This window comes from Cyclobacterium xiamenense, from assembly GCF_009467825.1.
GTDB classification, from domain to species: domain Bacteria; phylum Bacteroidota; class Bacteroidia; order Cytophagales; family Cyclobacteriaceae; genus Cyclobacterium; species Cyclobacterium xiamenense.
In genome coordinates this window covers 30,763-43,354 of sequence record NZ_WIOK01000027.1, presented here as the reverse complement: position 1 = coordinate 43,354, position 12,592 = coordinate 30,763, and the positions used below count along the sequence as shown (strand labels likewise).

The window sequence follows — 12,592 nt, the reverse complement described above, 5'->3', positions numbered from 1 at the left end:
TAATTTTGACCTTTAATCCTTCCGCCCGGAAACGCGGAAATACGTTACCTGATCATCCGGGCTTGCTCATCGGAAATGTACACAAACCAAGTACATCCTCAAATTTGAAAATACGCACCCATGGAAAACGACCAGCCTGTTGAAGTTAATGTGATGCCCAAAGGATTGATTTACCTACCGGATTCCAGGAAAGGATCAAATCTGGTAAGTGACTGGGAGCTCGAAGCTCTGTATTACTCTCCGGAAGACAATCCGGACGAAAACCTCAACTACAAATTTTTGCTTCCAGCCCTGGAAAAAGTCAAAGGACTGGATTACGATTTTGTGGTGGGCTTTGATCATTCCCTCGATCGAACCATCATCGGATATCCCAATCCGGAAGGGAAATTTTTGGTGTTCAATGCCCATCAGCAGGCGGCATTGTTGGCGCAGGCGTTTTTATTCGAAGAGGAGTACCCCGATTTTGACCGGGATAAAACCAAATTGGTGATCAAAGGGATTGTTTTGTCTCAGCAAATTGATAAAATCGTCACGAAAAATAACGGTGCCTACAAGGAGTCCCACGCCGGATTCGAAGACCTACGCGAACGGGTGTTGGATACAGCGGAGGATTTTGCCGAGTTTCTGGCATTTGACGAGCGCAACCACGTGCTGATGGACCTGGAGAAGGAAAAGAATGTGGAAAAGCAACTGGGGCTCATTTATTCCCTGGTAAAGAAAATAAAGCAGCAAGAAAAAAGCTTGTTCGACTTTCATGTAGACCTGCAAATTCGCTACAAATTATACGGAGAAAAGACGTTTAATATCAGCTCGGAAGGGGAGAACAAGAAGATTTTCGACCGCTTTCGCAGCAAGCCGCCTTCCGATGCCATGCACGAGGAATTGGTCAGTATTTCCGATTACAAAAAACAACTTTTTTTCAACAAGCTTACCGGAAGAAAAAGTGAACCAGAACTTCGGCAGGTGGACATTGTCCAATTGGAGTACAGCAGCGGCCTTAAAATCACGGTGGAACTGAGCCAGGGAGGTGAAAAATTGTTTTTGCATTTGAGTGATTTTACGGACTGTTACAACAAGGAGTCCTTCGCTACCTCGCGAAAAAACATCCACGATCGCTTATTGAAAATTGTTGTATCTTTGGGCAAAATGGTCATCAATGTGAACTGATCGGCTTTTTCTACATCCATCCAACAAGATATTCATCATGAACAGGGCTGCCTTTCGCTTGCTTTTCGTACTATTACTCGCCTTTAGTGGTGGAAATGCACTTGCGCAGACGCAAGAAAAACCGTTTCAATCCCCATCACTGGAAGACGAAGACGCCTGGACATTGGTGCTTTTTCCCGATACACAATCCTATGTGAAATTTCAGCGTAACCAACCCATTTTGGACCTAATGGTTCATTGGGTGTTGGATCAGATCGAGCCCCTGCAGGTCGAACTGGTGTTGCATGTGGGCGATCTGGTGGAACACAATGCCCTGCAAATTCCGGACGGCATCATCGCTGACCAAACGGGAAGGGAACAATGGGAGGCCGTTTCCCGGTCTATGGGGAAATTTGATCAGCAGGTACCGTTTATTGCCACGACTGGTAATCATGATTTTGGAATAAAAAACGTCGAAAACAGGGTCAGCTATTACGATCGGTATTTTCCGATTGAAAAAAACCGCTTTACGCGAGGGATGCTTCGGGATCATGGATTGGATGCGCAGGGAATGCCCACCTTACTCAATGCGAGTTACGAGTTTGAATCGCCCGACGGAGACAAATTTCTGATCCTGGTTATTGAGTTTGCACCAAGGGATGCGAGCCTGGAATGGGCCAGAGAATTGATAAGCCGGGAAGCGTATGCCGACCACCGGGTAATTTTATTGAATCACAGCTACCTGGACCGAAACAGCGAGTTCATCGAAACGGAGGCTTACCCGATCAGCGATCGAAACTACGGGAAAGCGGTCTGGGAGAAATTGGTAAAACCGTCTAAGAATATCGAATTGGTATTTTCCGGTCATATCGGAGACCCAGACAACCCCGAGGGGCATGTGGGCTTCCGGACCGATACCAATGCCGCAGGTAGAAAAGTTCATCAAATGACCTTCAATGCCCAGGCCCTCGGTGGGGGATGGCACGGCAACGGTGGGGACGGCTGGTTGCGGCTACTTGAGTTCAACGGTCTGGAAGTGACGGTCAAAACCTTTTCTCCGCTGTTTGCCATTTCTCCCGCTACCCGGCATTTGGCCTGGGGTACCGGAGCGTATGAGACGTTTACCTTTCGTTTGGACCCCTGATCGTAAAAACGGATTCTCCATTCACTTCTTTTTTTCTTTTTTTGGTTGCTTGCGCTTCTCCTCTTTCTGCTCGGGATATTCGTTTCTCCGGGGAGGACGGGGCCCTTCTCCCTCAGTATCCGGAGTTTCCCTATTGGATCCTTTATCGACCCCATCTCCCGAGAAATGCGGAAGGAATGGCGTCACAATTGCTTGGTTGATACGCATCATTTTCAGGCTTTTTAGTTGTACCGGCGACTAGTGCCAAAATCATGCCAGCGGCGAATGTAGCAAATGGATCGATTCTTGCGTCCTACCTAGTAAAGGAGACCGTGGAAAGGCTTTGTGAGAAGCTAAAAGGCACTTTTCCCGCCTCCGACTGACGAAAGTCGATGTGAGGTGCAAAAATGGAACCTCAGGTAACACGCGGATACTATTCGGACAGGATGACGGCAGCAAAGAAAACATACATTCCCTTCCTTTGGATTTTACTCGCGGGTGCCGGTACGCTTGCCTGTGTGGAATCTCATCAGGCGGCCCCTGTACCGCGCGTTTCCCTTGCGGCTTCCACCTGGCGATTGCAGCCCTACCAACCGGAAAGCCCGGCCGGCGAGCTATTGAAAAGGCCCAGCTACGCACTGGAGTTTCTCAACGATTCCACGTTTTTGTTTCGTCTCGATGGCGCACTGGTCCATGGACGGTATGCTTACGATCTGGAGCGCAATAGCATGCAGTTTCGGGAACTCGCCTGGGTAAAAAACGGATGTTGTGCGAGCGATTATTCGCATGCATTGGTGGAAGCCTTGCAGGCTGTTTCTAAGGGGTTCCTGGAAAAAAGTCACTTGCGATTGCGCGGAGAAAAAATAGAAATGCGATTTAAACCGATGTATCTATGAAACCAAGAAAACAAAAAATCAATCGAAAATCAATGGTACGTCCACTAGCGGCCTGTCTGATACTGCTGGCAGTAGTCAGCTGCGTGGGAGAGGATCCCGATCCAGGGGTGGAAGCACGCGTGATAGCCGATAATTTTGAAGCCGGCATGCAAGGATGGGAGGGGGGATTTGCAGATTTGCCGGTGGATGGTTTGGACAGTTACGAACTGGACGTTGCGCTCGATAAGCTGCCCGAAGAGACCGGGAAAACCGATCCGGCCATTCGGATTCAGGGACATAATCGGAGCGATGATTTGTTTATGTTTTTAAAGAAGGAGATTTCCGGATTGGACCCGGGAGCCAGCTACCGGGCGGTATTTGAGCTGCGACTGGCCTCCAGCTATCCGGAAAATTCGATTGGGATTGGCGGAAGTCCTGGCGGATCGGTGTTTTTGAAAGCCGGAGCCGTCAACCAGGAACCCATGCCGGAGCCGGTGGAGGAAGCGAGCACTACCTACTATCGAATGAATATCAATAAGGGAAATCAATCCCAGGATGGGGAGGACATGTATGGGTTGGGTACCATTGGTATCGCTGGAGATGCGTTCGTTTACGAAATCATTCAGCGCGACAATCGTAATCGTCCTCAGGAGGTGTTGGCTGATTCTGAAGGCAAGCTCTGGTTAATTGTGGGTACGGATTCGGGGTTTGAAGGGAAAACCGTTTTGTACTACCAGGAAATCAAGGTAACTTTAACCAAGCAGTGACCCGATCGATTTTAAGCGGGTGCGCTCAGTTACGTTAACGTCACATACACATGGCTGAAAATTATTGGGAGGGATTTCGATGGATGAACGAACCAGGGAGTTGGTCATTCGAACAAAATTCGCTTCGATTGCTAACCGACGGGGAGACCGATTTCTGGCGCGTTACCGAGCATGATTTTATTCAGGACAACGGTCATTTCTTTTTCCGGGAGGTACCGGGAACCTTCGATGTATTGCTGCGATTTTCCGGTACCTACCGGGATCTGTACGACCAGGCAGGCCTGATGTTGCGTGTGAACGAAACCAACTGGATAAAGGCTGGAATCGAATGGGTAGATGGGCTACCAAAGGCAAGTGTGGTGGTGACCCGGGATTTTTCTGACTGGTCCATCCGGGATTTACCGGAAACGCCAGCTAACTTTTGGATCAGGGCCCGGCGAGGCAGGGATCACGTAGAGCTATCGTACAGCACCGATGCCCTCCGTTTTGAAATGTTGCGCGTGGCGTATTTTCCTCCGGCAACATCCCTGCAGGTAGGTCCAATGGCTGCCTCTCCAAAAGGGAGGGGTTTTGAAGTTAGCTTTGACCCTCCGTCATTTCCCGAGGGGTAACTCAGGAAAGCATCTGTTCCACTACTTCCTCTCCGGAATTTATGGCACCTTCCATAAAGCCCTGCCAGTCGGCCAGGTGTTCGCCAGCAAAATGCACCAATTGGAACGGTTTTTTTAACACCGGCATCACATTAAACCATTGGCCGATTCCGTATTGGGCATAGGCGCCGTAGGAGTACTCGTCTTTGCCCCAGTAATAACTGGTTTCTCCGGATACCAGAGAACGGAGATCACCAAAAGCGGGACGCAGGGTATCGAGAATCAATTGGAGGCGGGCGGCTTTTGGCTGCGCGTGCAAGACCTCTGCTTTGTCGCCCACGGCATAGGCTACCAATACCCCTTTTTTACCGGGTTGGTCCTTTGTACCGTGATAGAAGTAATGACCTACCCCGTCGGTGACGCAATCGAAGTCTTCCCTGCCCCAGAAGCGCTCCGAAAAAACGATTGGGAATTTTCCAATCCGAGCGTATTGAAGTGCATGCAAGGCATCCGACATGGCGATGGGCAAGCCGGGTTGCCAGTCAATTTTTAGCACCATGTAGGTAGGAGCGGTACAAATGAGTTGGTCTGCTTGATACACTTCTCCATTGGTACAGCGCACGGTCACTCCTTCTTTGGACTGCTCCACCCGGGTGACTTTTCGGCCCAGTTGCAGGGATGCTTCTCCGAGGGCCTCGGCCATTTTTTTCGCCAGCAGGTCGTTTCCCCCGCGTATTTTGAAGTCCATTTCATTTTTTTCGCTGCTTTCGGCATATTCAGCCAAGGCACCAAAGCTAGAAACCTTACGGATCGACTCCCCAAAATCGGTGCTATCCAGGAGTTCGCGAATGTCAATATCGCGGTCCGTAAATCCCTTTCTGGATAAAAATCGCCACCAGTCCATCCGGTCTAATTTTTGTTTTTCCTTCGCGCTGAGTTTTTCCCAGTACTTCGTTTTTTGATCCCAAAACGCCTCCATCTCCGGGGAGAGTTGCCAGGTGCCCGCTTTGCTGTGATTTCCGCGGTAAATCAAGTCGGTTTCAAAACGGTTATCAAAGAGCGCCAGATCAAATTCCTTGCACAACTCAATCACCCGTTCGTGAGACGCACCTACCCATTCTGCTCCCAATTCGATGGTTTGGGATTCTCCTTTTATCGGTTGGTGGGAAAACACGCGTCCACCCACCCGGTTTCTGGCTTCCAAAACGGTCGTTTTTACGCCGGCCTTTTTGAGTTTGTAAGCAGCGGCAAGCCCGGAAAATCCGGCGCCAATAATCAATACGTGTTTGGGTTTCTTAGCCGGCAAAAAGGTGGGGTATCCTTTTGTGGGAAGGGTAAGCGCACCACCCAATAGGGCAGTCGCCTGCAGGAAATCTCGTCTTTTCATGTGTTTATAATTGATTTTTAATGGGCACATGGAATCTCGCAATGATAATCATCCCTCTGTGTGTCGTCTACGTCATGCCTGCTTGTCCGGAAGGCAGGCTCGATTTTATCTGTTTATAATTTGATTTTCATACGTCAGATGGAATCTCGCTACGATAATCACCTCACTGTGTGAGGTTCTCGTCGTGCATGTCTATCCGGTAGGTAGGCTCGATTTCATGAAGCAAAATGGATTTTTCATGAATATAGAAAAAAATCAAATTTCTCTTACAAAAGACGAAAAAATATGTTTGAAAATTTTCACTATTCGTTGGATAGCAACATTTCTTTGGGGGAATTGACTTTTTTCAGAATATATTGGGCAATTGCATCGCCTTGCTTTGTACCTTCCTCGATGGCATCCCGAAAGTGTATCCCCCCGTAGAGTCTGGAAATCGCCGCTTCGTCTGATGCCTGAAGGAAGGAGTCAAAGGCGCGTTCAGGTAGTCCAAAAAACACTTCCGAAGTATCGATGAATTCGAACCCCTCGCCAAAAAAATCCGTAAGAATGATCGCGCTTGTTCGGGAAATAACGCTGTGCCCGCTGGTGTATTCAGGAAAAGGAGGTGTCTGCAGCTGTGGTCGCCAGGTGTCGTCAATGTGTTCGTTAATGGCCGTAAGGGGCCGAATCCGATCACTGCGGTACTTCTCATCCCAGCAACTAATAAATGCATCGTGCAGGCTCATGGCAACGAGGGAGTGAATGTAGATACTTTGTTTTACGTTCAATTCGGCATCTTTACAGGCGATTCCCGTAATGCCGATCCAATGGCCGCCGGGGGTTATTTTTTTTAGGCCAATTGCCATGTGGCCACTGTAGGTTACATTGAAAGGGTTGCAGTCCCAGAAGTTCGCAATCAATTGCTGTTCTTCGTCCAAGTCCCCGGTGACCCGATAAATCTCATGCAATTGTTCGTAAAAACTGCTTCCGGGCTCCAAGGAAAAAGGGGCAGGAGGAGGTGGAGCAAAGTCACTGGCTTTATCCAGGAAGAAAGGGCGAATAGTCCGCCACTCCGGATCGATGGCAGCCATGTAGGCCGGCGGGGTAGGGTACCACTTTCCTTCCTCTCCGGAAGGACTGTAGCGCTTCAGGGTGCTGAGAAAACGGTAGCCATCTTCGGCGGCGTAGTCAATTACCCACTGGGCCAGCTGCTCCCCGTAGACGACTAATTCGGCCATGTCCCTTTTTTTGAGGTATCGGTTGCTTAGGTATTGTTTTTGTAGTTTTTCCTGGGCTTCCTGCAATTTTTTCCCAGAAGGCATAAGCCGCTTACCCACTTCCAACATGGCATATTGGGCAGAAAAAGAAGTATTGCTTTGCTCCTTTTCCGAAGGAAGCGTTGGCAGGGAATTAGGAAAGGGGCCTTTTAATTGACTAAGCAATGGATCGGCGGCGAAATCCTGCCCTTGTTGGAAAGCCAAATGCGCCGCCAATAAACTATAGCTGTAGAAACGTGCCGCACCTGGAGGGCTGGCCACGTCGTTGACCATCACTTCGGTGATCGAAAACAGGTGATCAATCATCCAGTCCAGTTCTTGTTTTTCCCGCTCCGAATCGGGTGGGTTGGTGCCCACTGCATACAATGGGTATAGGTATCCCACAAAGAAAAACAGAAAAGCGGTATACAGGAGTTTTGCCATGCCAGTTGCCTTACAATACCCCCAAATTTATTGAAATATCGGGGAATACCCAACTTCACGAACCTATCTATACGCGAGGATTGGGTGTAGGAAGCCAGCCCGAAACCCGGAACGTATCAGGCGATAAAGGTGCTGCTGCCTACCGGGGCTTCTCCTTTTATCAGAAATTCATTTTCTTTCACCAGGGAAATGGCGCCCAAAATAGCCGAATCGTCCAATTCGGAAACGTAAATTTTAAGATTTTCAGAAATGGGTTTGTAGGGAAATTGATCGATAACATCCTGAATTCCTTTTTCAAAAAAGGGATATGCCTTTCGGATGGACCCTCCGATCACGATTGCTTCGGGTGCATAGGCCAAAAGCAATCGATAAATCAGTTGTCCCAGGTGATTTCCATACGCCTTAAAAATATCCAGGGCTTCCTGCGCGCCGTTTTCGGCACTTATTGCCAGTTTTTTGGCACTTTGCTTAAACTCCCTTTTAAAAAATTTGCTGCTACAATAGTCTTCAAATGTATGTTCCAGGTAGGGGACGCCTCCCCATTCTCCGGCGCCGCAAAGCCTTCCGGTGTAAAGGTGGCCATTTGCAACGATTCCCGTACCGATCCCGGTGCCCAGCGTGATGCCGATCACGTGCCGGTGATCACGCGCCGGGCCAAATTTGTATTCGCCGAGAGCAAAACAGTTGGCATCGTTGTTGATCACCACCGGTACATTGAATTTTTTTTCCAAATAGGCCTTTAGGTTAACTTTTTGAAAAGACGGGATGTTGGCCAGGTTGTACACGATTCCTTCGATCGGATCTACCAATCCCGGGATCCCAATGCCAATGGATTTGAAACCGAATGGGGTATAATGCTCAATTTGGGTAGATATAGCATCCAGTATTTCTTCCTGTGGCAAACTGGCCGGTGTGCGGGTTTCTTTTCTTTCCGATAGTTTTCCATCCCGGATCATTCCGGAGCTAATCTTGGTACCCCCGATATCCAATCCAAGAACCATGTTATTTGCTTTCATTGTACGAATGGTTTTCGGGTTTTTCCCGATTTTAGTTGTTAGAGAAGCCCGGAGTTCCCGGTATTCTTCCCCTACGGATTCCCCCGGATCATCCGCGGGAACCACAAAGGGGAAAAATGACCGCAGGTGTTACACCTACCTGCGGAGTAAGCCGTGTTGGGGGAAGGATCAAAGCATTCCCTCGGTGGATTTTTCCAATTCACGGGCTTCCACCAGAAATTCTTCTACGCCCATTTCCCTGAAAAAGATCAGTCCATGGCTGGACCTTACTTTTGCGGTATGGTGCTGGTAGAAATAATTTTTACCCAATAGCAGTTGCACATCGCTTAATTGATTGACCCAGGTTCTGCGCGCCAAAGTACTGAATTTGCCATTGTGGGCATAGCTTGGGAAGGAGGCGTTTACCTGGCTCAGGTAACAATTGGAAAAGGAATCTTCCATGACCGACATGTCTCCCAGGGAAACGGGCACGATCACGTTTGATTCTGCCGCGTCAAATTTAAACCAAACATTTCGGTATCCAATAATCTTGAAACCACTTAAATCCTCTTCCAGACTCCATTGCCGAACGGCCTCCGCCGTGGCTTGCAATACCTTGTAATGGGTATCTGGTCCACTTCCTTCCGGATCCAGGGTGAGGCTGAGTTTGGTGGGCTTGATTTCCCGAAGCATGTTCAGTATGGGTTCCACATCCCGTTTTTTATCCGGCTGCTCGGTAAAGATATCCCCGGTATAAAATCCAAGACGTAGGTGATGGACATTTTTGACCTGAACACCAAAATGAGCCCAGACCAGTTCCTCTTCAAACTCCCGTATCATGCCTTTGAGCGTTTGGATATTTTTCGGGTTTTTCTCCCCATCGTAGGAATTTTTCAGCACCGTGATGATTTCATTGATTTGTTCCCGTAGCTGCATGGTAGTTTTGATACCAAACGTAAACACAATGGCGCGCACTACCCGGTGGCACAAACCCCTCAAGCGCTCCTCCGCATTTTCGGAAGCCACGTTGGTCAGGTAGTGGTAGACATCCTTATCCATTTTCAGCTTGTATCCGGACTCGTAGAAGTCGTCGAATTTCACCATCTGTATGCGGCCTTCGTCCAGAAATTTCTTGGTGCTTTTCAGGGTGTCGATAACAAAGGAATTGGTCACCGCCGTAAATCCCGACGTAAGCACGGCGAAATGCGCCTGATTGGTGTTTTCGTGCAGTTGTTTGGTGATTTGCGGCAGAATACCGAGGGAGATATCGTCGTGGTGCGGACCGGTATGTAGGAAGACCTCGTTTTTTTCTTCCTCCATTCCTTTGTCGATTTTCCCGCTAATGCGCTCGATGACCTCTTTGACGGTGTTTTCGTTCAAGTCTGGTATTTGACTGGTGTATTTGTCGTTTTTTAAATCCTCCAGGGTAATGCGGTGTCCGTATTTTTGAATTTTTTTGCACAGATCCAGAACGGCCCGTTCCGTTTTGGTATCGGTCCACTTTCCGGTAAAATAGTACTGATCGGTGCTGTCCGTAAGCTTGGAAGCAGCCCCTTTCGTTATGTAAAACCGTCCATTCTTTAGTTTTTGAAGCACCGTGGCGGGGTACACGTTTGTCATGGAGCGTTCCAGCGATTCCTTTACAATGGGAGCTTTGGCTTCCCCTGCCGCAATGATGATTGCTACGGCCTCGGGGTTGTGCACTATCGTGTCCAAACCGATGGTGATTACGAGACGATTGGCAGAGATTTCGATTCCTCCCAGGTCGCCTGCGGCTACCGCCTGTGTCTCAAAATTCGTTTCCGTAAGCCGGGTGGTCGAAAAAATGTCCGAGCCTCTGGTGTTAAAAGCGATGTGCCCGTCGGGACCAATGCCTCCCACAAAAAAACCGATACCTCCTTTTTCCCGGACTCGGGCTTCGTAGTCTCCGCACCATTGGTCGATAAGGTAGATGGATTCCTGCTGCAATTTCTCTAGAGGCGTGGTGTACGCCCTAACCCGGAGAGACAAGTCTACCTTGGAATCCGGAAATACCTCGCGGTAAGATTTCCCTTCTGCCAATGGTATTTCGTCGGAATTGATCAACAGGGCTTTTTTCGGGTCCAGGCCAAATCCTTCGATGTAAAACTTATTTACATAGTGGTAAAAACTATTTTTCTGCTGGGAAGAAATGGGGTAAAATTCGTCTATTTGTACGAATTGCAAATCCTTTAATACCGGTTTCTTGCAGTCTTTTAGTCCGTATTTTTCTCGAATTTCCAACCCTTTTTTCTTGTCCCAATTGTCCAGCAAAAACTGGGTCCATTTGATGAAATACTCGGGAGTTTTGCCGGTAGGTAGGCTGATAACACCTTCTGGGTTGGTTGAAACCCATTCTAAAAACCGGCAAGCAGTAAGTAATCCCAATTTTGGAAAATTATCGACGGTCAGGTAGGGGATTCTGGTCGTGATGGTTTCTATTTCAGAATCCTTAAAAAACGCCTGTTCAGTTTTGGAAAGTGGGTAATTTGCTAACATATGCTTTTTTCTTTTTTAGTGCGATTGGATGGTGTCCTCAAAGATGTGTTCGTTGACAATGGCAATGGCGCCGCGTAAGCCCACCTCTTTGCCTAGTTTAGATAACTCGATGGATGTCTTCTCCCGAAGTTTTGCCATGCTGTATATATTCAAAGCCTGCTGGATGGGTGTGGTAATGTACTGATTGGCCTCCGCAATAGCCCCTCCTAAAATTATCAGTTCTGGATTTAACAACTGTATGAGAATAGCGATACCGCGGCCCAGGTCTAATCCTACATCGGACAGAATGCTAATGGCGCGCTGGTCTCCGGCCATGGCTGCCTCTACCACAATGGCGGGTTCCAGGTTCTCTTCTTTTCCTTCCGATAGACGTGCCAGAATGGAATCTTTGTCCAGAGCGATGGCTTCTTTGGCAAGGCGGACCACGGCACCTCCGGAAGCGACGGATTCCAGGCAACCCCTCTTGCCGCAACTACAACTGATCTCCTTTGCGTCAAAAAGCGGCGAATGGCTAAACTCACCTGCAAAGCCAGAATAGCCCCGGTAGAGTTTTTCGTCGATAATGATTCCAAGACCGATGCCCCAGTCAACAAATATCCCCAGGACGTTTTTATGGGTGTTTTTGTTGCCAAACTTAAATTCGGCAAGGGTTTTTGCCCGGGCGTCGTTTTCGATGAAGACTTTGCGTTCAAACTTGGCTTCCAGTTGTGCCGTTAATGATTTCTTTCCCGATTTGAGGTAGGTGTGGTTGACACCGGCTACGCTGTCTACCAGACCGGGCATACTAATGCCTACCGCTATGACTTTTTCATCCGGTATTCCCGAAGATTGAATAACGTCCCGGGCAAACTCGTGAATCCTGTCCAAGGTATCCGGCTCGTTGTTCAAAGGCAGCTTTACGGTTTTTACTTTGGTAACTTTTTCATTTTTGGTGTTGTAAACCGCCGCTTTGGCGCCGTACCGGCTGAGGTCCATTCCTAAAATAAAAAACGAATCCGGAGCCAAACCGTATAAATCCGGTTTTCGCCCTCCTTGCGATTGCCCCCGACCCTCTTTTACAACGATATTTTCCTCCAACAGGTCGGTAAGCAACAGGTTGACTGTAGGCAAACTGATCCCCACTAGCTGGCAAATATTGCTGGCAGTATTGTTGCCCAGGGTGTACAGTTCCTTAACGATTTTTAGCTTATTGATGTAGTTTTTTATTTCTACGACTCCTTCTTTTTTCTCCAGTACTATTTTTGGGTCTATCAGATTCATTGAAATGATTTTAATGCAAATTAATAAAAAATTTTACCAAACAACCACAACTTCATGTAAAAAATTATTTAACCTTCAATCGGGAGTTTTGTCGGGTTCAGATTTATGTATTTTAGTAATCCATGCTAACTTACCTATTAGGCATGGATGAATCAGCTAAAGAAAAGTTAAGTTATTTATAAAAATATATAAAGCCAAGCTATTTTTTGAAAATATTTTATCATGTTTGTTCTGAACTGTAACCTATAGACGA

Annotated in this window: 11 protein-coding genes; 5 read left to right on the top strand and 6 right to left on the bottom strand. The window is 48.0% G+C overall.

The window, feature by feature from the left end; genetic code table 11:
* Window positions 1-120 precede the first annotated feature (120 nt).
* Complete coding sequence (locus GCU44_RS17785; protein ID WP_092178032.1) at window positions 121-1,167, top strand: hypothetical protein; 1,047 nt, start codon at window positions 121-123, stop codon at window positions 1,165-1,167.
* 37 nt (window positions 1,168-1,204) lie between these two features.
* Window positions 1,205-2,290: a metallophosphoesterase gene (locus tag GCU44_RS17780; RefSeq protein WP_154858242.1), complete on the top strand. Its 1,086-nt coding sequence runs from the start codon at window positions 1,205-1,207 to the stop codon at window positions 2,288-2,290.
* A 21-nt stretch (window positions 2,291-2,311) separates the two neighbouring features.
* On the opposite strand, the gene GCU44_RS17775 is transcribed toward GCU44_RS17780, so the two are convergent.
* Complete coding sequence (locus GCU44_RS17775; protein WP_092178036.1) at window positions 2,312-2,500, bottom strand: hypothetical protein; 189 nt, start codon at window positions 2,498-2,500, stop codon at window positions 2,312-2,314.
* A gap of 215 nt (window positions 2,501-2,715) precedes the next feature.
* On the opposite strand from GCU44_RS17775, the gene GCU44_RS17770 reads away from it, so the two are divergent.
* Genes GCU44_RS17770 through GCU44_RS17760 form a run of 3 tightly spaced genes read left to right on the top strand, consistent with a single transcriptional unit; the run spans window position 2,716 to window position 4,522 of the window.
* The gene (locus GCU44_RS17770; RefSeq protein WP_154858240.1) at window positions 2,716-3,165 is read left to right on the top strand and encodes a hypothetical protein; all 450 of its coding nucleotides are present in this window, start codon (window positions 2,716-2,718) and stop codon (window positions 3,163-3,165) included.
* The gene (locus GCU44_RS17765) at window positions 3,162-3,911 is read left to right on the top strand and encodes a hypothetical protein (protein WP_154858238.1); all 750 of its coding nucleotides are present in this window, start codon (window positions 3,162-3,164) and stop codon (window positions 3,909-3,911) included. The genes GCU44_RS17770 and GCU44_RS17765 overlap by 4 nt, the downstream gene beginning before the upstream one ends.
* 50 nt (window positions 3,912-3,961) lie before the next feature.
* The gene (locus tag GCU44_RS17760) at window positions 3,962-4,522 is read left to right on the top strand and encodes a DUF1349 domain-containing protein (RefSeq protein WP_154858236.1); all 561 of its coding nucleotides are present in this window, start codon (window positions 3,962-3,964) and stop codon (window positions 4,520-4,522) included.
* A gap of 1 nt (window position 4,523) precedes the next feature.
* On the opposite strand, the gene GCU44_RS17755 is transcribed toward GCU44_RS17760, so the two are convergent.
* The 5 genes from GCU44_RS17755 to GCU44_RS17735 form a co-directional block, all read right to left on the bottom strand.
* Complete coding sequence (locus tag GCU44_RS17755) at window positions 4,524-5,888, bottom strand: flavin monoamine oxidase family protein (RefSeq protein ID WP_154858234.1); 1,365 nt, start codon at window positions 5,886-5,888, stop codon at window positions 4,524-4,526.
* A gap of 302 nt (window positions 5,889-6,190) precedes the next feature.
* Window positions 6,191-7,567: a vanadium-dependent haloperoxidase gene (locus GCU44_RS17750; RefSeq protein WP_154858232.1), complete on the bottom strand. Its 1,377-nt coding sequence runs from the start codon at window positions 7,565-7,567 to the stop codon at window positions 6,191-6,193.
* Window positions 7,568-7,683: 116 nt separating this feature from the next.
* The gene (locus tag GCU44_RS17745; RefSeq protein ID WP_154858230.1) at window positions 7,684-8,583 is read right to left on the bottom strand and encodes an ROK family protein; all 900 of its coding nucleotides are present in this window, start codon (window positions 8,581-8,583) and stop codon (window positions 7,684-7,686) included.
* Window positions 8,584-8,751: 168 nt separating this feature from the next.
* Entirely contained in the window at window positions 8,752-11,079 is a 2,328-nt protein-coding gene (locus tag GCU44_RS17740; RefSeq protein WP_154858228.1) for a PIG-L family deacetylase, read from the bottom strand.
* A gap of 15 nt (window positions 11,080-11,094) precedes the next feature.
* Window positions 11,095-12,339 carry an ROK family protein gene (locus GCU44_RS17735; protein WP_092178051.1) on the bottom strand — a complete coding sequence of 415 codons (1,245 nt, stop codon included), beginning with the start codon at window positions 12,337-12,339 and terminating at the stop codon, window positions 11,095-11,097.
* Between the last annotated feature and the right edge of the window lie 253 nt (window positions 12,340-12,592).

Excerpts from the sequence above, each read along its gene's own strand:
- GCU44_RS17770 (WP_154858240.1), top strand. The coding sequence starts at position 2,716 with ATGACGGCAGCAAAGAAAACATACATTCCCTTCCTTTGGATTTTACTC.
- GCU44_RS17750 (WP_154858232.1), bottom strand. The coding sequence starts at position 7,567 with ATGGCAAAACTCCTGTATACCGCTTTTCTGTTTTTCTTTGTGGGATAC.
- GCU44_RS17785 (WP_092178032.1), top strand. The coding sequence starts at position 121 with ATGGAAAACGACCAGCCTGTTGAAGTTAATGTGATGCCCAAAGGATTG.
- GCU44_RS17755 (WP_154858234.1), bottom strand. The coding sequence starts at position 5,888 with ATGAAAAGACGAGATTTCCTGCAGGCGACTGCCCTATTGGGTGGTGCG.
- GCU44_RS17765 (WP_154858238.1), top strand. The coding sequence starts at position 3,162 with ATGAAACCAAGAAAACAAAAAATCAATCGAAAATCAATGGTACGTCCA.
- GCU44_RS17740 (WP_154858228.1), bottom strand. The coding sequence starts at position 11,079 with ATGTTAGCAAATTACCCACTTTCCAAAACTGAACAGGCGTTTTTTAAG.
- GCU44_RS17775 (WP_092178036.1), bottom strand. The coding sequence starts at position 2,500 with ATGATGCGTATCAACCAAGCAATTGTGACGCCATTCCTTCCGCATTTC.
- GCU44_RS17760 (WP_154858236.1), top strand. The coding sequence starts at position 3,962 with ATGGCTGAAAATTATTGGGAGGGATTTCGATGGATGAACGAACCAGGG.
- GCU44_RS17735 (WP_092178051.1), bottom strand. The coding sequence starts at position 12,339 with ATGAATCTGATAGACCCAAAAATAGTACTGGAGAAAAAAGAAGGAGTC.
- GCU44_RS17745 (WP_154858230.1), bottom strand. The coding sequence starts at position 8,583 with ATGAAAGCAAATAACATGGTTCTTGGATTGGATATCGGGGGTACCAAG.
- GCU44_RS17780 (WP_154858242.1), top strand. The coding sequence starts at position 1,205 with ATGAACAGGGCTGCCTTTCGCTTGCTTTTCGTACTATTACTCGCCTTT.